At 43.1% G+C, this 25,618-nt stretch carries 21 protein-coding genes; 1 reads left to right on the forward strand and 20 read right to left on the reverse strand.

The genetic code is table 11. The annotated features are described in order from the left end of the window. The 19 genes from G601_RS0119920 to G601_RS25505 form a co-directional block, all read right to left on the reverse strand. Positions 1 to 684 carry a hypothetical protein gene (locus G601_RS0119920; RefSeq protein WP_026492065.1) on the reverse strand — a complete coding sequence of 228 codons (684 nt, stop codon included), beginning with the start codon at positions 682 to 684 and terminating at the stop codon, positions 1 to 3. A gap of 202 nt (positions 685 to 886) precedes the next feature. After that, the gene (locus G601_RS0119925; protein WP_026666383.1) at positions 887 to 2,563 is read right to left on the reverse strand and encodes a vWA domain-containing protein; all 1,677 of its coding nucleotides are present in this window, start codon (positions 2,561 to 2,563) and stop codon (positions 887 to 889) included. Further along, positions 2,560 to 3,327, reverse strand: a complete 768-nt coding sequence (locus G601_RS0119930) for a hypothetical protein (RefSeq protein ID WP_207638075.1) — start codon at positions 3,325 to 3,327, stop codon at positions 2,560 to 2,562. The genes G601_RS0119925 and G601_RS0119930 overlap by 4 nt, the downstream gene beginning before the upstream one ends. A gap of 35 nt (positions 3,328 to 3,362) precedes the next feature. Next, complete coding sequence (locus tag G601_RS0119935) at positions 3,363 to 3,773, reverse strand: hypothetical protein (RefSeq protein WP_026492068.1); 411 nt, start codon at positions 3,771 to 3,773, stop codon at positions 3,363 to 3,365. A gap of 238 nt (positions 3,774 to 4,011) precedes the next feature. Beyond that, positions 4,012 to 6,591: a heavy metal translocating P-type ATPase gene (locus G601_RS0119940; RefSeq protein ID WP_026666385.1), complete on the reverse strand. Its 2,580-nt coding sequence runs from the start codon at positions 6,589 to 6,591 to the stop codon at positions 4,012 to 4,014. Positions 6,592 to 6,653: 62 nt separating this feature from the next. Further along, positions 6,654 to 6,962 (reverse strand): metal-sensing transcriptional repressor, encoded by a 309-nt coding sequence (locus tag G601_RS0119945; protein WP_035791220.1) that lies wholly within the window; start codon positions 6,960 to 6,962, stop codon positions 6,654 to 6,656. Between the two features lie 117 nt (positions 6,963 to 7,079). After that, complete coding sequence (locus G601_RS0119950) at positions 7,080 to 8,609, reverse strand: extracellular solute-binding protein (protein ID WP_207638076.1); 1,530 nt, start codon at positions 8,607 to 8,609, stop codon at positions 7,080 to 7,082. Positions 8,610 to 8,675: 66 nt separating this feature from the next. Beyond that, the gene (locus G601_RS0119955; RefSeq protein ID WP_026492072.1) at positions 8,676 to 9,563 is read right to left on the reverse strand and encodes a carbohydrate ABC transporter permease; all 888 of its coding nucleotides are present in this window, start codon (positions 9,561 to 9,563) and stop codon (positions 8,676 to 8,678) included. Between the two features lie 13 nt (positions 9,564 to 9,576). Then, positions 9,577 to 10,491: an ABC transporter permease gene (locus G601_RS0119960; RefSeq protein ID WP_026666388.1), complete on the reverse strand. Its 915-nt coding sequence runs from the start codon at positions 10,489 to 10,491 to the stop codon at positions 9,577 to 9,579. Further along, the gene (locus tag G601_RS25500) at positions 10,484 to 11,590 is read right to left on the reverse strand and encodes a GGDEF domain-containing protein (RefSeq protein WP_051206100.1); all 1,107 of its coding nucleotides are present in this window, start codon (positions 11,588 to 11,590) and stop codon (positions 10,484 to 10,486) included. Before G601_RS25500 ends, G601_RS0119960 begins: the two co-directional genes overlap by 8 nt. Before the next feature lie 105 nt (positions 11,591 to 11,695). Then, positions 11,696 to 12,571, reverse strand: a complete 876-nt coding sequence (locus G601_RS0119970) for a sensor histidine kinase (RefSeq protein ID WP_026666389.1) — start codon at positions 12,569 to 12,571, stop codon at positions 11,696 to 11,698. A 17-nt stretch (positions 12,572 to 12,588) separates the two neighbouring features. Beyond that, the gene (locus tag G601_RS0119975) at positions 12,589 to 13,875 is read right to left on the reverse strand and encodes an erythromycin esterase family protein (protein ID WP_026666390.1); all 1,287 of its coding nucleotides are present in this window, start codon (positions 13,873 to 13,875) and stop codon (positions 12,589 to 12,591) included. Between the two features lie 22 nt (positions 13,876 to 13,897). After that, positions 13,898 to 14,617 (reverse strand): hypothetical protein, encoded by a 720-nt coding sequence (locus G601_RS0119980; protein ID WP_207638077.1) that lies wholly within the window; start codon positions 14,615 to 14,617, stop codon positions 13,898 to 13,900. A 46-nt stretch (positions 14,618 to 14,663) separates the two neighbouring features. Beyond that, positions 14,664 to 15,431: a hypothetical protein gene (locus G601_RS0119985; protein WP_026666392.1), complete on the reverse strand. Its 768-nt coding sequence runs from the start codon at positions 15,429 to 15,431 to the stop codon at positions 14,664 to 14,666. Further along, on the reverse strand, positions 15,409 to 16,338 hold the full coding sequence (locus G601_RS0119990; RefSeq protein ID WP_026666393.1) for an ATP-binding cassette domain-containing protein: 930 nt from the start codon (positions 16,336 to 16,338) through the stop codon (positions 15,409 to 15,411). Before G601_RS0119990 ends, G601_RS0119985 begins: the two co-directional genes overlap by 23 nt. A 114-nt stretch (positions 16,339 to 16,452) precedes the next feature. Further along, a complete protein-coding gene (locus G601_RS0119995; RefSeq protein ID WP_026492080.1) occupies positions 16,453 to 17,136 on the reverse strand; it encodes a response regulator transcription factor in 684 nt (227 codons plus the stop codon). A 166-nt stretch (positions 17,137 to 17,302) separates the two neighbouring features. Next, positions 17,303 to 18,052, reverse strand: coding sequence for a LytR/AlgR family response regulator transcription factor (locus G601_RS0120000; protein WP_051200941.1), 750 nt, complete (start codon positions 18,050 to 18,052; stop codon positions 17,303 to 17,305). 55 nt (positions 18,053 to 18,107) lie between these two features. Further along, positions 18,108 to 18,314, reverse strand: a complete 207-nt coding sequence (locus G601_RS0120005) for a hypothetical protein (RefSeq protein ID WP_051200942.1) — start codon at positions 18,312 to 18,314, stop codon at positions 18,108 to 18,110. 94 nt (positions 18,315 to 18,408) lie between these two features. Beyond that, positions 18,409 to 22,359 (reverse strand): starch-binding protein, encoded by a 3,951-nt coding sequence (locus G601_RS25505; protein ID WP_051206102.1) that lies wholly within the window; start codon positions 22,357 to 22,359, stop codon positions 18,409 to 18,411. A 408-nt stretch (positions 22,360 to 22,767) separates the two neighbouring features. Here G601_RS25505 and G601_RS0120015 point away from each other — a divergent pair, with 408 nt between their 5' ends. Beyond that, complete coding sequence (locus tag G601_RS0120015) at positions 22,768 to 23,970, forward strand: GGDEF domain-containing protein (protein WP_026666394.1); 1,203 nt, start codon at positions 22,768 to 22,770, stop codon at positions 23,968 to 23,970. Between the two features lie 159 nt (positions 23,971 to 24,129). On the opposite strand, the gene G601_RS0120020 is transcribed toward G601_RS0120015, so the two are convergent. After that, positions 24,130 to 25,617: a glutamate synthase subunit beta gene (locus tag G601_RS0120020; protein WP_026666395.1), complete on the reverse strand. Its 1,488-nt coding sequence runs from the start codon at positions 25,615 to 25,617 to the stop codon at positions 24,130 to 24,132. Position 25,618 lies beyond the last annotated feature (1 nt).

Genomic DNA, 25,618 nt, shown 5'->3' on the forward strand with positions numbered 1-25,618 from the left:
TTATAAAACGGTTAACAGATTCTTATCTATACAAACCTGAGCTGCAAAGATCTTTTCTACTGAGCCCTCGAAAAGAACCTTGATTCTTCCCTCGATAACAGACTTAACTATGCCCTGTCCGTATTTCTGATGAGATACTACACATCCCTCAGGAATAGTGTTTTTAATATCATCATCTGAAAGCGCAGGGAGCTTAGGAAGCTTAGGCATAGCCACGTATACCTTCTTAACCTCTTCCTTCTTTTCCTTATATGCATCATTTGCGCAAAGGCCATCAAGAATAAAGTCAAGATTCTCGTTAGTAAAGAATACTATAACGTGAGCAAGCTTTCTCTCAACGCCCTCTTTCTGCATAAACCTATTGCCATTTCTTATGAAAAGTATAGCTCTGCTCTCAACTGACTCATACTGTGCAATAAGCTGCTCGATAATGCCCTTATCACGCTCTGTCAGTGCAAGATCAAGGCCTGCTGCCTCTGCTTTTCTCTTGATAGCAGAATAGTCTTTTTCAGTAGCATAGAGAACATAACGGCTGTTCATTACAGTGTCAACGTGAAGTGTAGAACCGCTCTTTGCAAACTGCCACAAAAACTTATCTCTGGCATCTGCTCTCTCATACATGAGAAGACCCTTCTCCTCGATTTTTTCACATACCTCTTCATAAGTGTACAATAGATTGTTCATGTTTCTTTTTCCTCGCTAAAAATAAAGTCAAGGAATTATTATACACTTTAACTTTTCTAATTCTATTGTCAAATTCTCCAAAATATCTCATGAAAGTAAAAGAAATTTTTAAAAAATATAAAAGGAAAACTGCGGCTTTTACAACCGCGGTTCTCCTTTAGTTTTTCACATAGGATGTTTTGTTAAAAACTCCCAAAACACATTACAGATTTACATTGAACAGGTTTCTCAGCTGGTTAACAACATCATCACTGTTAGCCTTGATCTGAGCTGCCTCATTGATGTTGGAGAGCTTCTCAAGATCTCCTACATTGTTGAAGTTATAAGCAATTGTGTAAACCGGAATCTTAAGTCCGCCTACAACAGGTGCGATACGATCCAGTGAATATCCTGTGTTCTGCTCACCGTCTGTAAGAACAAACAGCATCAGCTTTGCATCCGGAACTGTCTCAGCATAATCCTCAAGCATCTGCATACCTGTAAGCACTGCGTCGTATGTAGCTGTTCCACCGCCTGCAGAGAGGTTCTTAACTTCACCTGAGAAATAAGCTCTCTGTGTGGGATCAAACTGAGCTATAGGAAGATTGATATTAACCTCACTTGCATAGCTTACAAGTCCGATATAGTGGTCTGAGCTGATATATGTTGATGAGTTGATAAGTGACTGCTTAAGTGAGTTAAGAGGCTCACCATCCATTGATCCTGATACATCTGCTACGAAAACAGCAACGATAGGCTTACCACCGTTCTTATTCTGCTTCCAAACCTTCTGGGCTGCGATATAATCAGCACCTGTCATTCCTGTGTCCTGGGAAACATAGTCGTCATCCTGGTTAAAGCCCTTGTCTGTTGCAAGCTTCTGCATATCACCTGATAAGCAGAAATCGACGAACTGCTGAGCTGCGTCTCTTGCGGCTGCATCTGAGTTCCAGTCAAAGAAATATGCGGGGTGATCATGTCTGAGTCCAACAGGTGTATAAACGTACTTCTTAAGCTCGGGAGTGTTTACATAAGCCTGCTTCTCCATTACCATCGCATTGATGATTCCCTTTGCAGCCTGAGTTCTGAGAACACCTGTGGTATATGCTACCGGCGGTGAGGTCTTCTGATAATCAAGGAGTGCATTGGTTGCTGTAGCTGATAACGGATTTGATTCATCAAACGCATAGAGCATGGATGAAAGGATATTAAGTCCTGTTGCTGATGTGTAAGGGTTTGTGTAAGCGAACTTAAGCTCGTTTGCATTAGCTGCTTCAAGAACTCCCTTTACGGTTACATCACCGTGGGCTTCTGTGTACTTGTCGTAGATATCCTTCTGCATAAGGATTCCTGCAGTGTTACCTGCAAGTCTGTCTGTGAGAAGCTCGGGCTTAAAGCCGTTAGCCTCTACCATCTTACCAAGCGCTTCATTTGAAGGAACATAGATGTCAGGCTTATAACCGCCGTTTGTCATGTATGTTACAACCTCTCCTGAAGAGATTTTTCTGACTGTCACGGAAACGCTCTTTCCGTCTGCTGTTGCACCGGACTTATTGAACTTCTCAGCCACTTCATTAAGCCAGTTATCAGGTGCACTTCCTGAAAACTCGGAAGGTGCTGCGATCTCAAGATTGATCTGACCGCTACCCTGAACTGTGATAGGGAAAGTATCGATATCAGCAAGGGTATCCGCTTCTGAAACCTCGTCTGAATAAATATCCAGAATAGGATTTTCATTTTTTGTGATATCAACCTTTGTCATAAGGGATGTCAGTTCCTTCTTGGCCTCGTCCTCCGAAAGTGTGCCTACTGAAGCATCCTTGCGCACGCTGCTGCAGCCTGTAATTGATGCAGCTACCAGGGCTACTGTAAGCACTGTTGATAATAATCTTTTCTTCATGAGTAAATTCCTCCCTCTTCTATCTGTGAAGTAAGGGCGTTTTTATACACCTCTACCTCATTTATGCCGCTGCCACTGTCGCCCTGTGAGTTAAGAAACTCAGTGACTGCAACAATAAATTCTTTTGTGGTCTTTAACAGTCTGTTATTGTCCTCAGCGCAGTTCTTTGCTGTGAGTTCAACAACGTCCAGATCGTTCTTTGTGTTAGGACTTGAAACTGTCATTATGTTAAGGAGCTTTCTGACATTTCTGCAAATATGCTGCTCAACCTTATCAAGAATCTCTTCTGTATCTCTAAGTGCGTCAGCCCCGTTGCTATCGAGAAGATTCTTAAGACGAAGCTGATAATCATCCATCTGAACCATGGTCTCTCTTACACTTGTAAGTGCCACGTTCATCTCCCCGGCTTCGCTGGGATTTATCTGTGAAATAGCCTTCATCCAGTTATCACTTTCAGTCATAAGGCTGTTCTTTATCTGAACAGGATCAAGGTTCCCCTTTACCTTAAGGACAGGTCCTGTATGTGAATCGGCTTCCTCAATGGCTGTCTGCTTTTGAAGTGCCATATATGATGTTGCGACCATTATGAGAAATACCAGAAAAACAAGTGTCCCTGCTCCCAGAAGAACCGTGACAATTCCCGAAATGGTCCTGAATAGCCTGATTCCGGCATATACGATCACGGTATCCCTTGTAGCCACCACAATGATTTTAAGGATGAGCGTTAAAATAAGCACCGCCGCTCCAACCTTAAACCTAGACATATTCTGTTTGAATTTCCCCTGTAAAATATCCTTACTCATTTCAACTCCTTAGCTGCGTTTTCAAGATCACTGCATCTCTTCATGATATCTGCCATAAGCACCTGCCTGTCGGACTCAGCTAAAGTCCTGACCGAGACACTTATTGCATCAGTTATACCGGACAGTTGTCCACGAAGGCTTTCAAGTGACAAAAGCTGTTGCTCAATTACCTGCTTTGTCATGACATCCGTCTCTTCGATCTGAGCAGATGCATCATTCATGGCGCCCTTTAATGTATCTATCATTGCTCCCAGATACTGCAGTCTTGGCATCAGGAGCCTTAGCTGCATATCGTCGCCATCCTTCGTCCATCCAGATATCTTCTGAAGTATATCTGAAAGCGATCCCTGAATTTCCATTATATCACAAGGAAATTGTCTGATTCTTGCTGCAAGCTGTTTTTCCATACCTTATCTCCCGGATCATTTTACCTTCTAAACAATGAAGGTTTCCCCAAGTTATAAGTATACGTCATCAAAAGCGGTATTTAAAGCTAAAACAACGTAAATCTGCGACTTTCTTTAATACAATCATAGGATATATTCTGCAAAAATATTAGGCATACATTGGCAAAATACAAAAAGCTATTTCACCAACATATGCCTATTCTGAAATTAAACGCTATTTATTTGTTCTTTATAACTATTATGTGATCACTCCAACATACTCATAGCCAGCATCCTCGACTGCTGCCTTGATGGCTGCCTCATCCACATCCTTAGAGTTTGTGATAGTAACAAGATTGTCGTTGTGGGATGCAACTGCGCTGTCGATACCATCAATTGCCTCAAGCGCCTTCTTTACATGAGCCTCGCAGTGCTCGCACATCATTCCTTTTACTGTGATCTTCATTTCGTTTGTCTCCTTTTCATCTTCAATATTTATATCTGCGCCAGCACTATCAGTGTCTGTCGCTTGTGATATCAATTTTCCTGTAATCGCATTTTTAATAACCTTATCCCTTGAGCCATCATAGGGCTTTATCCAGTTAAGTCGAAGGGCATTAGATACCACGCAAAAGCTTGATAATCCCATGGCTGCTGCCCCGAATATGGGATTGAGCTCCCATCCGAATGCTGCCACATAACAGCCTGCAGCAAGGGGAATTCCCAGGACATTATAGAAAAATGCCCAGAAAAGATTCTCGTGAATATTCCTAAGGGTACTCCTTGAAATCCTAATTGCTGCTGCCACATCCCTGATGCTGCTCTTCATAAGAACCACATCAGCGGCATCTATTGCAACATCGGTTCCGGCGCCGATAGCTATTCCAAGATTAGCTGAGGTAAGAGCCGGTGCATCGTTAATTCCATCACCTACCATGGTCACAGTGCCATGCTCCATGAGCTCTCTGATGACCGCTTCCTTGCCGTCAGGCTTAACGGAAGCCACAACCTTATCAACTCCTGCCTGCTTTGCAATCGCAGCTGCAGTGACCTCATTGTCACCTGTAAGCATTACCGTGTGAATCCCCATCCTCTTAAGCTCTGCGATGGCGCCTGCTGAATCCTCCTTTATAACATCAGATACTCCGATGACTCCAAGAAGATTACCCTCCTTTGCAAAAAGGACGGGCGTTTTTCCGTTCTGGGAAAGCTCTGTGATTCTCTGCTTTACATCACTGCTTACCTTGCCCGTAACGCTATCAATATATTTAAGGTTACCACCATAAATTGCAGCATTTTCAAGCTTGCCCTTAAGTCCGTTTCCGGATAGTACCTCAAACTCTGTGGTCTCTGCTAAGAGAACCTGATTCTCTTCAGCATATTCAGTTATAGCCTTTGAAATCGGATGCTCGCTCTTAAGCTCAAGAGCGTATGCAGTCTCAATAAGCTCATCCTCAGAGGTTCCGGGTGCAGGAATGATATCCGTCACCTTCATTTCACCTGTGGTTATTGTACCTGTTTTATCAAGGGCTATGATCTGAGTCTTCCCGGCCTGTTCTAAGGAAGCAGCTGTTTTAAACAGTATTCCTGTTTTGGCTGCAACGCCGTTACCAACCATGATCGCCACGGGAGTTGCCAGGCCAAGGGCACAGGGGCAGCTTATTACAAGTACCGAAACAGCTCTTGCTATAGCATAACCAACACTCTGACCTGCAAGGAGCCATGCGAAAAATGTCACAAGAGCGATGCCGATTACAACAGGAACAAAAACTCCCGAAACCTTATCGGCGATCTTGGCAATCGGAGCCTTAGTGGCTGCCGCGTCACTTACCATTTTGATAATAGCTGAGAGCGTTGTATCCTCTCCTACTCTTGTGGCCTCGCAGACCATGTAGCCTGAAGTATTGATGGTTGCTGCGGATACGCTGTCTCCCACTGCCTTTTCTACAGGGACACTTTCTCCTGTAAGCGCTGACTCATTTACCGCGCTTTCTCCCTCGGCCACGATACCATCCACGGGTATACTGTCGCCGGGTCTTACTACGAATCTGTCACCGACCTTTACCTTTTCAATGGGCACTATCTCTTCAGTGCCATCTCTTAAAACAACTGCCGTTTTCGGTGAGAGGTCCATCAGCCCTTTAAGTGCATTGGTGGTTTTTCCCTTTGACCTTGCTTCAAGCATCTTACCAACTGTGATCAGTGTGAGGATCATGGCTGCTGCCTCGAAGTAGAACTGATTCATGTAGTACATTATCAGCTCCTTATCACCGGCAAGCACCGCTCCTGTCATGGCAAAAAGTGCAAACACACTATAGCCAAAGGATGCTGTCGCACCAAGAGCTACCAGGGTATCCATGTTGGGAGACCTGTGAAGCAGCCCTTTAAATCCGCTTATGAAAAACTTCTGATTGATAACCATTACCATAGCTGAGAGCAAAAGCTCATACAATCCCATGGCTACATGGTTGCCGTCAAGAAATGCCGGCAATGGCCATTTCCACAGCATATGTCCCATTGAGACATACATCAGCGGAATCAGAATAATGACTGAAGCGATAAGCCTCTTCTTCATCTTGGGTGTCTCTGTGTCCTTAAGAGACTCATCAGAAGCAGACGCAGCGCCCTTATCAGCGCTTCCGGCCTTCCTGCTTGCGCCATAGCCTGCAGCCTCAACTGCAGCAATTATATCCTCCGGACGAGCTGAGCCCTCCACTCCCATTGAGTTTGTAAGAAGGCTCACTGCACAGCTGTCAACGCCATCAACGGCACTTACTGCCTTCTCAACCCTTGTCTGGCAGGCGGCACAGCTCATTCCTGTTACGTTATATTGTTCCATTTTCACTCCTGTCCAAGGAAGCCAAGTCTCACTCTGTTTATAAGAGTAGCTTTAAGAAACGATCACTTCATAAGCTTCTGCAGCGTGCAGACAAGCTCATCTATTACTTCCTCGTTTCCTTCCTTTATGTTATCAACTACGCAGGTCTTCATGTGATTAGCAAGTAAGACCTTATTAAAACTGTTAAGTGCAGAGGTGATAGCTGAAACCTGGGTCAGGATATCAGTACAGTAAGCGTTATTTTCAAGCATTCCTTCAATGCCTCTGACCTGTCCCTCAATCCTCTTTAGCCTGTTCATGAGGTCCCTGAATTCCTTATCATCTCTTTCCTTGGTTTTACCGGTGCAGCAGCATTCACACGCTTCCTGCATCACCTCATTTTTATTTGAAACATCTGCCATAATTCATCTCCTATTGCATACCCCCATAGGGTATCCTTTCCAGCAAAATAATATACCCCAGTGGGGTATATTGTCAATTAGATATTTTTATTTATTTGAATTGTAGTTCTCGTAGGCCTCTGTCTGGATTTTCATGAACTCTTCATAGCCCATGTTTTTCAGGGTGCTCATATAGTCATCCCACTCTTCATTAACGCCGCCCTCAGTTACCCATTTAGCCTGATTGGAGGATACATAGGTTCCTATATCAGTGTATAGCGTTGCAAGAATGCCTAGCTGCTCCGGGGTATAACTCACATTGGGATAGGCCTCCCTTGCATACTGCTTCATATCTTTATCAAGCTCCAGCTTTAATGCATCTCCGTTTTCCGCATCATAGGTCACTTTTTCATCAAAACCGTCTGCCACATACTTAGGTCCAAAATCCCTGAGGGAGTTTATCCATGCAAAAGTATCTGCAGTATTTCCGTCATTTGGCTCCAAAACTCTATAGGTGCCGTTTTTCTCATCCTTGGAGGTACCAATTCCAAAAGGTCCGTAGAAGTTTTGTATGGTGGCATCATCCGTGTAGAAGCTGTCCGCCCAGGCAAGTAAAGGTCCCGGATCCTCGCAGGATGCTGTGATCACGAACTCATATCTGCTGTAATTCCAGTGCTCCGGATCGGAGGAAACATAACGATTACCATCCGGACCCTCCAGGGCAGGGAGTGCTATGTACTGATCTGCATTCGAACCAAAGGTGGCATCTATAGTCCACCCCGGAGCGCAGCCAACTACAGGAGTTTCACTCATAAGCTTGGCATCGCGCATGGAGGAATCCTCCGTAAATATCTCCGGATCGATAAGGCCCTCCGAATAGCACTTATACATCCAGTCTATACCCTCTTTGTAGCCCTCGAAGGTCGGCAAAAATACCGGCTGACCGTCTTTAATTGTCATCATGTAGGTTCCATCTGCCCCTATCGTAGTTCCAAAGGGAAGGCAGAAGGACATGACTGTATCGGCATACCCCTGTGCAAAGGGTATCTCATCATCAGGATTGCCGTTTCCGTTTGCATCATTGTCCTTAAAGGCTTTAAGCACCTCTTCAAACTCCTCGTAATTCTGAGGCACTGACAGTCCAAGATTATCGAGCCACACCTTGTTTATAAACATCTGGTTTGACACTATGGGGCGACAGGGCTTTTTGGAGGGAAGCCCGTAAATATGCCCATCCGCAGAATAAGTAAGAGCCCTCATGGTGGGATCCTCTTCCATTATCTTCTTAAAGTTCGGCATATAATCATCAATATAATCATCAAGCTTAAGGAAGGCTGCTGAATTATTCATGATCTCCGCCTCTGAAAAGCAGATAGATCCCATGAATGCATCGGGCAGATTCCCGCCTGCCATAAGCACAGCCTTTTTATCACCCCAGTCAGGATTAAGAATGGTATTCCAGGTAAGCTCCATCCCCTTCTCCTTTGCAAGCTCATCAATAAAACCGGTGTGGTAATTCTCACCCCAGTCAACCCATCTCACCGTAGTAATCTCATAGGACTTAAGTCCACTCTCCGTTTCCTCCGGCTTCACATTTTCAGTTACGGCATTTCCTTTCCCGCACCCTGACACTGCCATGCACAGGCCCAATACCAATGTTATAAATAACCTTTTCACTTTCATTTTCAATACCTCTAAAAATCGTCAACCCTTTACAGCGCCTATCATTACACCCTTATCAAAGTATTTTTGTAAGAAAGGATAAAGGATCATGATCGGCAGGGTTGATATAACAATCGAAGCATATTTCATCATATCTGAGAGGAGCCTTAGCTCCTGCGCCATTGTTCCGGTGGCTGCTCCAAGAAGAGATTCATTGGTTATAAGTATCCTTCTAAGGAGGAGCTGCAAGGGCATCAGCTTTTCATTCTGAAGATAAATAAGTGCATTGAACCAGGAGTTCCACTGGGCTACTGCTGTCCAGAGACCTACAACTGCCAGGATAGCCTTGGAAAGCGGAAGTATAAATTCCAGGAAAAACCTGATGGTTCCGCAGCCATCTATCTGCGCTGCTTCCCACAGGGATTCCGGAACGGATGTCTCAAAAAAGGTCCTGGCCACAATGATGTTATAGGAGGATGCAGCGAAGGGGATCACCATTACCCAGAAGGAATCAAGGAATCCAAAATTCTTCACCACAAGATACGTAGGAACAAGACCGCCGCCCACAAACATCGGAATCACATAAAAAATGTTTACGAGTTTTCTGTAGGGCAGATCCTTTCTGGACATGGCATAGCCCGCTGAGATGTTGACGACCAGCGCAATAATTGTGCCAACCACTGTGTAGATGATCGTGTTTATATAGCTAAGCCATATCTTTTCCTGCGCAAGCAGCTCCTTATAGCCCCTTATGTCCACCTGCTGAGGGAAAAGCCACAGCCTTCCATTTGCCACATCATAGGGATTACTTATGGAGGCAATGATCACAAACCACAGCGGATATAAAATGGCTATCATCATTATCACTGCTATTATGTAAAACAGTATATTTATAAAGGTATCCTGCGAATATTTCCTTATCTTATGCATAGCTTTTTACCCACTAAAACAGACTGATATCCGTAGTCTTTTTCGCCACAAAATTGACCATCAGAAGAACTATCACATTTACCACCGTATTAAAAAGTCCGATAGCCGTAGACAGGCTGTATTGCATGTTCTGAAGTCCGATCTTATATACATACGTTGAAATTATCTCGCTGCTCATAATGTTCTGGATATTCTGAAGAAGATACACCTTTTCAAAGCCAATCTCCAGGATTCCTCCGGCTCTCAAGATGAGAAGTATCATCGCAGTAGGAAGAATCATCGGGATATCTATATATCTGATTTTCTGAAGTGTGCTGGCGCCGTCAATGGTTGAAGCCTCGTAATACTCCACATCCACACTTGAAAGAGCCGCCAGATAGATAATGCTGTCCCAGCCAAGATGCTGCCATATATCGCTCCATACATACACATGCTTAAAGGCCGCAGAATCCGCCATGATATTTGGAAAGCTCATTCCTAGAAGTCTTGCCAGATTGGCAAAAAGGCCGCTGCTTGGCGATAGGAAAATGATGATAAGACCGCACATTACCATGGTTGAGATAAAATGCGGAAGATAGGTTATCACCTGAAAAACATTTTTTAAAAGCTTATTCCTCATCTGATTACACATAAGTGCAAGGAGTATTGGCAAAGGAAAGCCAACAACTATGCTGTAGATACTGAGGATCAGGGTGTTTTTTATTGTGACGCCAAACTGATAGGAATTAAAATACTGAATAAAATTCTTGAAACCCACAAATTTACTTTCCAGAATTCCAAGCGCGGGAGAATAATTCTGAAAGGCTATAATAATTCCGAACATGGGAATATATGCAAAACATATAAGCAGAATTGCAGAGGGTAAAAGTAGAATTATAAGCTGATAGTGCTTTTTTAGCTTTTCATAAAAATTCCTTAGTCTATTCATCCGCTTTCCCCGAAGAATAAATGGTATACGTTGCTTTTCCCCGTTCCTTTGACTCATAGAGAGCATCGTCTGCCAGTTTATACATTTCCTCAAAGGTCATACCCTTATAGTCACAGGCGATTCCGATACTGCATGAAAAGGAATGAGCCTTACCAACCTTAAGAACATTTAACTCATGCAAAATATTTTTACAACGATCAGCAATAAGTCCCGTGCTCTCAAATGGAATAGATGGGACCATGACCATGAACTCATCTCCGCCAACGCGCCCAATAATATCCACCACGCGGAATTCACGTATCAGGATGTTGGCAAAGGCCTTAAGGACATCATCTCCTGTCTGATGTCCGTAGTTGTCATTAACGAGCTTAAAATTATCAAAATCCAGAATCAGCAGCATACTTGCAGTTCCAAGAGGCTTGTTCCTTATCGCCTCCTTTGATTCATCCTGGAAGGCTATCTTGTTCTTTAGGCCTGTAAGAAGATCTGTATCACTTTTCTCCTTAAATACCTTTTCTTCAGTGACACTCTCAGCCTGATTACCAAAAATAGCGAGCACCATAACAAGCGAAAACATTATGGCTGCCATCATTTCAAAGCAGGCCTGCCAGCTCAGAGTCCCCGGACTTACCAGATGACAGATTGCAAAATATGAAATTCCAATTACAGTTTCAATTAGGAAATAGACCTGAAAATAGTCTGTGTAGAAAGCCGGAAGCGCCAGAATAAGCGCAATAAATATAGGAGTGTGAGAAGCATCAAACTCCCTCATTTCAAGATACGCAGAGGCCATAAAGAACAGATAATAATTTAGAAGTACGATAAGCCTTGTCGTATTAAAAGATAATAAAATCTTGGAAAGCCAGCATTTATATTCAATACGATACGCAAGTAAAACAGCAAACAGTACCCAAAATCTCAGTTCCGGCAGCCTCCCCGGATCAATCGAAAATCTCACCAGCAGATAAAGAACCACTACGATGGTTAATCCATTGCCGAGCTGAAGCAGCATGGCTCTGTTCTTCTCTGCCAGGAGTTCCTTTTTAGTTGAAACAAAATAGTCTATACTATCCAGTCTGTTAAAAAAATCAGAGAACATCGCCATCTCCAAAGTAATCAAATTCAATTAGATTTATTACAATTATAACCCAGGCGTGTTCTCTAATTAGTTATATTTTTATAAAATCAATGTAAACAATATCTGTTAAAAACCTACTTCAATGGCAATTTTGCCATCTTCATAGCTAGCATCAAGACTGCAGTCCATGCGCTCCGCAAAGGTCTTCACTATGGAAAGTCCCAGTCCCGTGGAGTTGCTGCGGGCGCTCTCGACACTAAAGAACCTGTCAAAGAGCTTATTAACGTCAACAGTTGAAAGCTCCTTTGAGGAATTGGCAACCCGGAGCTTTCCCTCATCTGAAAGGGAAATCTCAAGATCACCGTCGCTGTACTTAAGAGCGTTACTTACAAGGTTATTCATGATTCTCTCCACATAGGACGGATAGAGATTCCTTACAATCTTCTCCTCTGTTATATCAACCTCCGGAGTGATTCCTCTCTCCTTAAGTGAGGGATAATAGCCCATGATGCAGTCCTCAAGCATCCTGCCGATATTGACTTCCTTCCTCTCCTCAGTCACCTCGCCACCTGCTATGATAGAGTACTCGAAAAGCTCCTCCGTGAGCTTTTTCATATGCATGGTTCTGCCCTCAATTACCTGGAGGTACTTCTCCAGCTCGGGAGTCATCTCCTTTCGCTGCGCCAGCTCAAGATATCCGCTTATGGCAGTGAGCGGCGTCCTAAGATCATGGGATATGTTAGTTATCGCTCTCTTTATTTCCTGATCACCGTTTTCATACCTGTTATAGGAGTCCCTGAGCTTAACAAGGGTCTCGTTCATAGTGGAGGCAAGCTCCCTCACTCTCCTGTCGCGACTTGATACCGTCAAAAGAGTATTGGTATGGATTCTTGCACGCTCCTCATAGTCCTCTCTGAGCTCCTTAAGTGACAAGCGCATGGCCACAATCTTAAGGAAAAGGAAAATGTTTATGGCGACAAGTATGATAAGCAGGTATTTCATAAGAGGCTCCGTGATTTTTATTTATAGTATATGGGATCTATGGGCGTTACTTCATAGTAATAGACCATAGCATCAAATCTGTCAGTTGCTTTGATCTTTATTCTGTGGCTCGGTCCGAGATCCTGAAGCTGACCATAGCCCTCACCCATCTCTCCAAAGAAGTTATAGTTATTAAGGATCTTGTACACCTTACTATTTTCATCCGTTACCTTGGAGAAATCAAGGCAATATGTTCCATTTTTAAAATCCTTTGCCTGATATGCAAGAGGGTCATCGCTGCAGTAAAAGTAGTTAGCTCTCTCGTAATTATCATCATAGGTACCGGCAGTATGAATATTCACATCGCCCTTATAGAACTCTGTTCCTATGCAGTAATAGCTGTCCCCGAAGATACGGTTTATCTGATCACCCATGGTCTCCTCACCCTCACTTGGAAGAATGGATTTACCACCCTTCATGGCATGGCCATTGTGAGCAGTGATAACAACCTGATCGTAGCCTCTTTCATTTTCTATATTCCAGTAATCCTTTAAGAGCTCAGCCATTCTGAGATCTCTGTTATGACTGTTTTCCTGTGGCTCCTCATCATAATCGGGAGCATCAATGTTTAATACCACGCACTTTGCAAGTACTGCAAGCTGTCTGGCTTTAAGATCTTCTGAAGCTGAAAGCCTCTCATACAGCCCCTGGAAAAATTTTCTCTCAGATACATAGTCAGCTTTTTCTTCAGTCTTTATGGTAAGGAGCTTTGCCTTCTCATCCTCTGTGAAAAGCTCACACCCTTCTCTACAAAGATTCTGCATGTAGACGATTGAAGTCATTCCACCCTGGATATCAACTCCGTAAAACATAAGTGATTCTTCGTAGGGAAGATTTTCGTTATAATTGCGCATCCACTGAAGGAGCTCCACAATTTCAGGTGTACCATAAATTGGATAGCTCTGCTTTCCAACCGCCTCTGTTAAATCAGCATCCTTGTCATGAATAGCATCATTTATCCATGCCGCATCGCCTGCTGCCATCTCAAAGCTAAGAGAGCGTCCATTTCCTTCAGTTACAACCTTTTCAAGAACATCTCTTTTTACTGTCTGGAACTCGTGATTACCATGTGTAGCTTCTCCAATGCCGACAACCTGAACATCTGTGGGAATCTTGAGCTCATTAAAGCTAATGGCAACGTCCTCTATTCCTTCAATCTTCTTTTCAGGTGAAAACGCCTTAGTGTTTCTAAAGCCAACAAGAAGTCCTATGAAAACTGCCATTGTAGCTACGCTTGCAAGTAAAATTATTTTATATCGTCTCACTTTTCTTACCTTCTCTTCAAAATTATTTAAGGTCTCTCTTATCAAGTCCAACTGTGGCTAAAAATACCATCACAAGAATAACTGCGGATGAAACAACAACCTGCGCAAGGCTTCCCGGATTTACATAATCATCAGCCAAGCCTGTTCTTGAAAACCACTGTCCGAAAACTGACATGTTATAAACGATCACGCCCACCTGCTTTGCAGCTCCCTTAAGAACAAATGATAAAAGTGCATTTCCTATCATTGTTCCCATGTAGATGACATTCAGAAGAAAGAATGCAAAGATGCTGACCAGAACAATCTTAAGAACCCTTGTAGTGATGAGCATAAGGGCTGAAATATAGCCGCAAAGTGCAAGGAAAAGAATCAGGTTTGAAGGAATCATTTTTCCAAAATCTCTGGCACCACCCAGGATACCTGCCACAAGATAAAGCCCCATCATAACAGCCAGGGCTGTGAAGTGTGAAAGCAGATGGCTGAAATAGACCTGCTTCTGTGTGAAGCCTGCAGTGATCTTATTTCTGATGACACCATAGCGGTATTCCATATTGGAATAAAGTGGAACAAATATTGTGAAAAATCCCATCATGGCGATGCTTATGAAAAACATTCTTCTGTCAGGCTCCATGTTTCCAAAACGTCCTGTCAGTCCGATGCAATTTGAAGTAAATGCAAAGGTTGCAATAAGAGCGATTATGCATCCTACTATAAAGATAGGATTCTTAAAAATTCTTTTCATGTCAGCTTTATATAAATTGGTCATTTCTTTTTACTCCCCAAATTTTTTAATGCAATTCCTTGTTGTTAAAAATGATAAGTCCTACAACTGTTGAAATGATTACGAGGCCGCCGCATCCTATTACATAGCTCGCAAAATCATAATGAGGTCTCTCCATCAGATATGAGTAAGGAATGAATCTGTCAATAAATCTGTAAACCATAAGCTTTGTGCCTGTAAGCTGGCAGTACCCTTTTTCCGGATAGAGCTTATCAAGTACAAAGGTATCAGTGACCTTAAGTACAAAGGCAAGGAGAAGCCCTATCACATAAGAGAGCTTACTTCCACCAAAGGACATTACCATTGAAGTTGAAAAAGCTCCGATCGCCATGCAGGCCATGGTCGTAACCAGCCAGTAATTAGCAAACTCCGGTATCGAGTAATCCATGAACCCTACTGTGAATGCAAGGCTCATTATCGTCGAAATACAAAATGCAAAGAACGAATATATTGCTCCCTGAAGCATTCCTCCAAAGACTGCGGACAAAAATGCGTCTGTTCTTTTCACTCCCGATATCATCTTGTTTCTGATGCAGCCGTTTGAAAACTCTCTGTCTGATATAAAAAGTGTTGCAGCAGTCACAAGAAATGCTGCTATGGAAGGAAAAGTAAAGGCCACTGTGTCAGCATCCATAGCGGTTTTCAGAAAGAATACATACAGCGCTTTAAAAATTATAAAATGGAATATCTGATAAACAGCAATCACGCCAAGAGCAATTCGGAATGCTCTGCATAAAATTATGTTTCTTGTATCAGCATACAGATTTCTGAACATCCTCTGATCCTCCTAGCAGTGAAAGATAAAATGCCTCAAGACTCTCGTCGCGCTCCTGCATGTTTATGATCTTGCAGCCGGCCTGTTCAAAGTCCTTAGCCACATCTGAGAAAGTGAGCTCTGCATATACATCGGCTGTATTGGAATCAACCACCTTGTAATCAAGGCTCTTCTCTTCAAGTATCTTGGATAAGATTCCCACATCGCTGACCTTCATGCGGACAGATTTGCGGCACTCATCAGCAAGCTCCTTGCTGGTCATCTGTCTTACGATATGGCCCTTATCGATGAAGCCGTAGTTGGTAGCAACCTTTGCAAGCTCATCAAGAATGTGACTTGAGATAAGGAAGGTGATTCCTCTTTCTCTGTTGAGCTTAAGGATAAGCTCTCTCACCTCGATGATTCCCTGAGGATCAAGTCCGTTTATAGGCTCGTCAAGAACTACGAAGTCAGGACTTCCGCAGAGGGCAACTCCAATTCCGAGACGCTGACGCATACCAAGTGAAAAGTTCCTTGCCTTCTTTTTTCCTGTATCTGCAAGGCCTACCAGCTCAAGTATCTCATCGACACATTTGAAATCCGGAAGTCCGAGCATCAGGCACTGCTGAATCAGGTTGTCTCTTGCTGACATATCCATGTAGATCGCAGGAGACTCGACAACCGCTCCCATTCTGCGTCTTGCCTTTGCAATATCCTTATCGTTATTTGCTTTTCCCATGAGTTCGTAGGAGCCATCTGTAGGACGCTGAAGACCTGTCATAACTCTTATAAGAGTAGTCTTTCCTGCTCCGTTTTTCCCAACAAATCCGTAGATAGCCCCCTTCGGGATTTCCATATTTACATCAGAAAGGGCTGTAAACTTTCCGTACTTCTTGCTTATTCCATTAGTCTTAAAAACGTATTCCATAGTAAAACTTTCCTTTCATGCTGTTTAAGTCATTCGTTTTCGTAGCTCTCATCTACGCATATAAAAATACCACCCTCCTGTCAAGAAAGTGGTATAGAGAATGTCAAGATAATGTCAAGATTCGTTATATTGAAAACCAATCCCGTAAATTGTTTCTATATGATCTATATTGTCCAGTTGCTGAAGCTTTTTCCTGACGTTGCTTACATGCTGTTTTAATGATCTCTCGGTGCAATCCGGAGTATCCTCACTTATTCTGTCAAGGATGGTACTTCGTCCAAGAGGTCTTCCGGAATTGTTCATAAGAAGATTTAAGATCGCGGTCTCAGTCCTTGTGAGGCTGACCTTGGTATCTCCGTTTGTCACTGAAAAAAGGCTGTTGTCCAAAGAGATATTTCCAACACTCACAACGCTGCCATCATCTGTGACCTTCTTGTTATCTGTAGATTCCGCCAGGCGAAGGTGAGCCTCAATCCTTGCAAGAAGCTCCGATATAACAAATGGCTTTGTCACATAGTCGCTGGCACCCTTTTTAAGAAGGCTTATCTTGGTATCAATGTCAGACTTTGCACTTAGAACTATTGTAAGTACTCCATCAATTTTGCCAATCAGCTCCTCTCCTGAAATTCCCGGAATCATAAGATCAAGGAGCATCAGGTCCGGCTTTCTGTTTTCCAGAATCATCAGCGCCTCTGTCCCGGAATATGCTCTTGTCACCTCATAGTTTTCGATTTCAAGAGCTTCCTGAAGCATGTTTCCTATATTCACGTCATCTTCTACAACCAGTATATGACTCATTTTGTTCTCCCCAAACTAAATAGTTTCCCCCCTTTTATCCAGAGAATAGAATAGCACAATTCCGATTGCACCGAAACATACCAGTATATATAATTCTATTAAAAGGAAACTGAAATACGTGATTACTACTCTATAAACATAGCGGGCGAGTTAGGTTCTGGGTAAATCAAAATCTGAAGTTCATATAACTGTCCAGAACCTCAGCATATCTGCTTTTTGTAACAGGGATCAGCTCATCATTTCGAAGAGTGATCTCTGTTTTTGTGAGTTTATCTATAGCAGCAATGCTGACAGCTATTGATTCATGACAGCGCACGAAATCTTTTCCCGGGTGATTGTTCTCAAGATACTCCACAAAGCCGATTCGAAGTGTGGGCGTAGAAATAACCGCTCCATCATTCATGTGATATGAAACCACATGATTGCGATACTCGATATAAAGAATCTCATCGAGATGAAGGGTCTGTAAGCCTCCCTTGACCTTTATGGAAATGCTCCTTCCGTTTGAGATGTCCACATGGGAAAGTGCCAGATCCAGAGTTGTAAAAAGCTTCTCTTTTTCTATCGGTTTTAAAATATAATTGATAGGGTTAACGTCAAAGGACTCCAGGGCATAGGAGCTCTCTGAAGTAGCAAATATAATCTGCGCGTCAGGCTGATTCCAGCGAAGCTCTCGCGCCGCCTGAATCCCTGTAACCATAGGCATGACTATATCAAGTATGTAAATATGCGGTCTGAATTTCTCACACTCTTCGATAAGCGCATCCGGGTGATCAAAGCATTTGACCTCAGCTCTGATATTCTTTTCCTTCAGATATTCCTGAACAAGAACATCTACCCTCTCGCGGTCTGTCTTATCATCATCACAGATAGCTATGCGAAGTATTGATTCTGCCGCTGTTCCCTTATTTTCCATAACCCCTCCGAATTTTAATTTTTGTGTCCATTATTTTTCCCCTTAACTTTTTTCACTAATCCATAACCTTCTTGGGCCAGTTACAGATACCCACTTCTAATACAGTTTCTTCTTTTAGATGAAAATCCGCATATTTGCAGTACCAACACCCCCTAATGCTGGGAATTGCATCCTCTCTGGGAGTGTAAGCGGGGCAGATATCCTCAGGCCATACGCTCCCTTCTCTCTTTGGTACTTCATACACATCAGCTTTCTTATCCATTTCGTACCCTCCTGAGAATAATCTACCACAAAAAACAAAACAGACCTAGTAATCACTCATTTAGGTCTGTTTTGCACTGATTCAAATCACAATTTTATTTCTTCTTTTTCTTAGACTTTTTGGTCTTATCCTTCTTAACAGTAATCTTGCAGGTTGCTTTGTAGCTGCCTTCCTTAGTAGTTACTGTAATAGTTGCTTCGCCGCTTCCTACTGCTGCTACCTTTCCGTTTTCATCAACGGTTGCAACCTTCTTATTACTACTGCTCCACTTTACATCCTGGTTTGTAGCCTTCTTAGGCTTAAGAGTTGCCTTAAGAGTTACGGTCTTACCTTTCTTAAGTGTCTTCTTTGACTTGTTCAGCTTAACTCCGGTTACATTTACCTTCTTTGTTACTGTAACCTTGCACTCAGCCTTGAACTGACCGTCCTTTGTGGTAGCTGTTACAACGCAGCTTCCCTTCTTCTTTGCAGTAACAAGTCCTTCTGCTGAAACCTGAGCGATCTTCTCATCGCTTGATGTCCATGTGATGTCTTTATTTGTTGCATTCTCAGGCTCTACTGTAGCTTCAAGCTGGAACTTACCGGTCTTTCCGATCTTAACCTTTTTCTTGTTGAGCTTAATTCCTGTTACAGAAACTGTCTTCTCTTCTGTGTTTACTGTAGGTGTCTTATCCTCAGGCTTGGAGTCTGAAGGCTTTGTATCTGAAGGAGTCTCGTTTGAAGGAGTTTCAGGCTCTACTGTTCCGGGCTCATCAGGATTTGCAGGTGTATCCTCGCCGGGTGTTTCAGGCTTGTCATCTCCGGGATTTGTGGGCTCCTCTTCGCCGTCTGTCTTTCCTTTTATTGCCGCATCCTTTGAAGCATAGCCTATTTCCTTAGGTGTATTGAAGTATACATTTTCTGTATCAACAAGCATCTTATCATCAAGCTGTGAGCTTCCTGCTCTGTTGAAGATAACCTTAAGGTCACCCTTTTCAATGCCTTCTGTAGGTACATCTGTGTAGTACCATCCGTCTTCACCGCTGTACATACGTGTTCCCGGCCATCCGCCTATGAGGTTGTTGTATTCAGGAACGTTTGCCCATACGTATGCGTGAACCTTGCCCCAGTTATTATCATCGTAGTAGTAAATTCTTGTTACAGGAGTTCCTTCAGGATATGCAGGAACAATCTCCTCTTCGGGAGCGCCAAGAGCAGCCTCTTTTGATTCAAAGGTTCTGTCATCATATACGAATCTGTTCTTGATGTTAACAATAGTGAGGTCTGATGTCTGAGAACCCTTACCGCCGTTGTTGAAAATGATTCTGAAGTTAGCACCTGCTGCAGCGGGAACTGTTATCTTCCACCAGCCTTCGCCCTCTTCCTCGCAGGGTGTTCCGGGCCAGTCACCAAAGCTGTAAGCCTCCCAGGTGTATGCTGAAACTGTGTCCCAGTTATCCTTATTATAGAAATAAACCGTTGTGCTGTTAGCTGAAATTCCTGTTTCTTTCTCAGCATCTTCCTTTGTGTCAAACTGCTTAAGAGCCCATTTTCCATCGGCATTCTTGCCCATAAGTGCAAGATAATTCTTAAGTCCTGAGATCTTGAAATCTACAGTCTGAACACCATCTGCATTGAAGATTACGCTGTAAGCCTCGTCCTTGCGATCCTTGGGAAGCTTTAAGTCAGCGCGGATCCAGTAGCCACCCTCATCGTAGGTGTTCTTTCCGGGCCAGCCGCCTGCGAGCTGATCGCCGCCATCGAACCATGAATAGATATTTGCATTCTGCCAAAGATCTGTGTTAAGGAGATAAACAGAAGCTGTTATAAGTCCAAGTGCCTCATCGGTATCAGCTTTTGATGCATAGATATCCTTCTTCTCGGGAGTAATGAAGCCCTCTGCTCCGTCCTTAATCTCATAGCACTCAGTTTTGTCTGTTCCGTTTGTAAATACTACGCTGAAATTATCCCTGGCAACATTTACTCTGAACCATCCGTCATTCTCACTGATAGCATCGACTGTGGTCTCTCCGTCAATGATTGCCTGTACATTATTCCAGTTGAATGAATTGTTGAAATGGATTGTTGTGTAATCTTCTGTTGTTGCTTCTGTAAGTACTACTACTGCTTCCTTCTGTATTACACCATCGATCTTACCGTTTTTAACTGTGAAAAGATCATTTCTACCCTCAACCTTATTCACATAGTTGCCATCGGGAAGAGTTGTATCTCCGCTTATTGCAACAGGGTATGATGCTGTGTTTACAAGTACTGCTCCCTCTGCTGCAGCGTCACCTCTCTCAACCATGATCACGTGCATATCGCCGCCGGGATTTGAGAGGTTCTCGCCCTTGCCGTTCATTGCTGTTCTGAACCTGTTAACAGCTGTTACCTCAGGTGATTTGTAAAGTGCATTACCTGCCTGTCCGATCACGTTATCACCGAAGGGATTCTCAGCTGAGCTTCCGCTTGGTCTTGAGAAAAACAGCGGTGTGCCGTCTTTTCTTGCAGTGATGATAGCCCATGCTTCAAGAGTATCCTGATCATTGATTGCCTGGTAGGACTTATCATTTATATAGTTGTCGTGGGACTCAACCCAGGTTACAAGTCTGTTAGCGTCAGCTGCATAGTTTGCTTCGTCATAGATGCTGTAGCTTACCAGTTTTCCTGCTGAAACATTATCAGAGGATACTGCTGATCTGATTGATCCGCCATAGTTACTTGCTGTTGTGCCGCCAATATACTTCTGATATGCAGCAAGTCTGTCGCCATCGCCCTGAAGAACTTCTCCATATACGAAGAGGTTATCATAGTTTTTGCCGTTGCCTGTCTCAGCTGCATAAGCGTCAAGTGCTGCTGCCATGTTGGGATAGAAGGTATTTCTGCCCTCGTCGCCTGCATAGTTTGAAGGAACCGGATCATCAGGAAGTGCTATATGCTTCGCTGTATCTATACGGAATCCGTCAGCACCGCAGTTTACGCAATCATCAAGATAAGCATAGAAGTAATCCTGGAAATCAGTGTTCTCTGTATCAACATCATAGAGGCCGCCCATTGCGTTGTAGGTTACGCTGGCACGATCATTATAGCTGCTGATTCCCTGCTTATAATCCTTGTGGAAAAGATTGTCCCAGCCACCTGCTGCATCTATAAGATTCTGTGAAATCTCAGAATCAGTAGGAGTTGTGTGGTTAGGAAGAATATCTACGATAACGCCGATGCCATACTTATCAGCCTCGTTACACATCTCCTTGAACTCTTCTCTGCTACCAAGCTGGTAGTTACCGATAGTCCAGTCTGTGGGCTGATAGTGGTAGTACCACATTCCATCAGTTCCGTTGATATCGCCGTTAAGTGATAATGCGTTGTGAGTATCAAGACATGCATTTATCGGTGATGTCTGAACTGCTGTAAAGCCGGCCTCAGCGATTGCTGCCATGTTCTCTTTTATAGTGTTGAAGTTCCAGCAAAATGCATGGAGTATTGCACCATCATGAATTGATGCGCGATTTACGCTAGCACTGTTTGAGATATTTTCCTTCTCGTGCTTCTGTGAGTCTTTAGCTTTCTGTTTCTTTGCTTCTGCATCGTCTGTATCGTCTGCTGCAGGAGCTGCCCCTTTGACTGCTCTGTCTGTATATGTCTCGGGATCATCATCAGGGATAGTTTCATCGTCTGATGCGTTATCTGCTTCTTCTGTTTCTACATCAGTGGTGTCAGATGTATCTTCATCTGTTTTTTCTTCATTTGAAGTTGCATCTTCTGCAACCTTTTCCTCATCCGAAGTAGTATCGTCTGTAGGCTTTTCTTCATCTGAAGTAGTATCCTCTGCAGGCTTTTCTTCATCTGAAATTGTATCCTCTGCAGCATTTTCTTCCTGACCCTCAGGAACCTTCTCTCCGGTATCAGTCACGTCGTTCTCTGAAGTCCTGCTATCTTCCTTAATTGCCACATCTTCTACTCCACTTGCCATAGAAACAAGTGAAGCCCCCGGTGCTCCCATTGCCAGGGCAGCACTAAGCCAAACGGTCATTAACCGTTTAACCACATGTTTACCTTTTCTCATAACTACCTCCACGCAATAATTGCTTCTTTCTGACTGTTAATCGATTAACTCAAGTGACTAAATTATAGTTTTGATATAGCCCTCAAGTCAATTATTCAAACTTAATGGATTTGGAAAACGTTTTTCGTGGAAATTTCACAAAGATTATGAAATCAAGACCTTTTTACTCATAATGCACCTCCGAATCATAAGGAAAAGCCTTACTATCTGCATATATAAAGCTATCTTAATTATATGTGACTGAAGTGTTAAAAGGGTACTATACGGTTTTTTAATGTTTTTTTTATGCTTTCGTTATTCTTTTATACCCAAAAAATCGGATAATTGACTATGAGAGATACTTTTGGCACTCCAATATGACAAATTTTTATAGCGGATTAAGCAATGCTTCATCGAGAGGATACATACATGACAGAAATACCTATAGAAGCTCAGATAAAGCCTTTTATCTTTTTAATACTACTCATATGTTTTTTGTCCTTAAACATCATATATGCCAAGACCAATGAAAATCTTGGTAACAAGAGAGAGATAAATGCTTTTAAAGGCATGCTTGTTTCTTTTATGATTTATGTTCTTGAAGATTCAAGGCTTCTTATCGGAGATGCCTTTTATACTGCTCTGCCACGCCCGATAGTTTTGTTTATAATGTCTACCGGATTTGCATCTATGTCGTTTGCCTGCTTTTTCTGGTTTCTTCATGTAAGCGCTAATCTGAGCAAGCCCTCAGGTCTTTCAAAGATATGTTCCTTTGATATCAGGACAATTCTGATACACCTTCCTCTGGCTCTGGTCCTGCTACTTCTTTATACGCCCTTGTATGTATGCGTTTATGAGCTCTCAGGAAACACTCCTGTTTTCAAACCCATGCTTTCATTTATATTATTGATGGATTATATTTATCTGATATCTGCTACCATTATCTCAATCAGAAACAGAATACAGGCAAAAACAAAGCATGAGAAAAAGAAATATAACAGCCAGATTATTTTCATACTGTTCTTTACCATCAATGGCATTTTGATTGCATTTTTGCTTAACCTTCCTGCCATTGAACTATGTGTTATTCCTGTCGTTTTGAAGCTTTTTGTAGAATTACAAGATGCACAGATATATACGGATGCTCTTACCAAGCTTTACAACCGCAGACGTATGACTGATTTCATAAATGAAGAGATCGCCACCTGCAGTGAAGAACATCCGTTGACTATTATAATGATGGATTTGGACTATTTTAAGAGTATCAATGACATTCTGGGGCATGAGGAAGGCGATAAGGCTCTTGTTGCCATATCCAAAGCCATGCGTAAAATACTCCTGCCCAGAAATGCCGTTGCAGCAAGATGGGGTGGAGATGAATTTGTCATTGCAGGAAAAGATCCTGCACTCTCTTCAGAATTCAGAACTCTGCTCTCAAAGACCTTTGAAGATAATAAGATTCTAGGCTACACCCCTTCGTTCAGCACAGGAACTTATATCTGTACTTCCCATGCCACAACCTGCACTGAGGCTCTTGCCTATGCGGATTCTGCCCTGTACAAGGACAAGGAAGAACGTCACAAGACAGCAGGAGATTTCATACAAAAACTGCATGAAATTAAAATGAAGTAGATTATTCAAAACCTATATAACACAGCAATGCGGAACATTGCCTTTCAGCAACATTCCGCACCACCATATGAACAATATGAAAAACATAGGAGAAACTAAAACATAAACACCTGCCTAAAACATAGGCGAAGCTAACAACAGCTACCTGCATGTAAAATTTTAGTTAGTATAACCCATCAGATATTCATCTACTTCCTTAGCGCAGGCTCTGCCTTCTGCAATAGCCCACACAACGAGAGACTGACCTCTTCTCATATCACCTGCCGAGAAGATCTTGGTGCCCTCAACGTGGTAGCTGCCCTCAGGAGTAAGGACTGTTCCGCGCTGGGTCTTCTTAAGAGAAAACTCATCAGCAGTATAATCCTCACAGCCGATAAAGCCTGCTGCGATAAGGAGAAGGTCACACTTGATCTTCTTCTCTGTACCTGCAACCTCCACAAGCTTACCGTCCTTGAAGGTAACCTTTACTGTTTCTATCTGCTTAAGTGCTCCCTTCTTATCAGTCTCAATACTCTTGACTGTTGTCTCGAAGACTCTGGGATCACTTCCAAATACATGGATTGCTTCCTCATGGCCGTAGTCTGTCTTCAAGACCTTGGGCCACTCAGGCCATGGATTATTAGCTGCTCTCTCAACGGGAGGCTTAGGCATCATCTCAAGTGCTGTGACTGTCTTGGCACCGTGTCTTATAACTGTACCTATGCAGTCATTACCTGTATCACCGCCACCGACGATCACTACATTTTTGCCTGCAGCATCGATGTATCCGCCGTGCTCTGTAAGTGCAGCTGTAGTTGTATCACCGGAATCCACAAGTGCCTTGGTAGTACTTGTAAGGAAATCTACCGCATTATAAACGCCCTTAACCTTTGCAGGATCAGCTACCGCAAGAGGACGCTCCTTCTTGGCACCGCAGCACAAAACAACTGCATCAAAGCTGCCAAGAACATCAAATGCTTTCTTGTCCTTGCCTACATTTACGCCTGTATGAAAAACAACTCCCTCTTCCTCCATGAGCTTTCTTCTGCGCCTGATCACGCGCTTATCAAGCTTCATGTTAGGGATACCATACATGAGAAGACCTCCGATCTCGTCCTCTCTCTCAAACACTTCGACCTTATGACCTCTGTGATTGAGCTCGTCAGCAACAGCAAGTCCTGCAGGACCGCTTCCTACTACTGCTACTGTTTTTCCGCTTCTGATCTGCGGGATGAAGGGCTTGATATATCCCTTCTCGTAAGCTGTTTCCACCAGATACAGCTCATTATCATGAACCGTTACAGCATCTCCATACTGTCCGCACATGCATGCCTTCTCGCAGAGTGCGGGGCATACACGACCTGTGAACTCAGGAAAATTGCTGGTCTTGTGTAGTCTTGCAAAGGAGTGCTCATCATGACCTCTATAGAGTTCGTCATTCCACTCAGGTATCAGATTGTGAAGAGGACAGCCTGTAACCATACCGCCAAGATTCATAGCGGACTGGCAAAAGGGCACGCCGCAGTTCATGCAGCGTGATGCCTGTTCACGTCTTTTTTCTGTATCCAGGGGCTTATGAAATTCATCAAAGTTCTTAATTCTTTCAGCCGGTGGTACATCCGTATTATTCTTTCTTTTATATTCTAAAAAGCCTGTATCTTTTCCCATT

It is taken from the genome of Butyrivibrio sp. FC2001 (assembly GCF_000424125.1).
Lineage (GTDB): Bacteria > Bacillota > Clostridia > Lachnospirales > Lachnospiraceae > Butyrivibrio.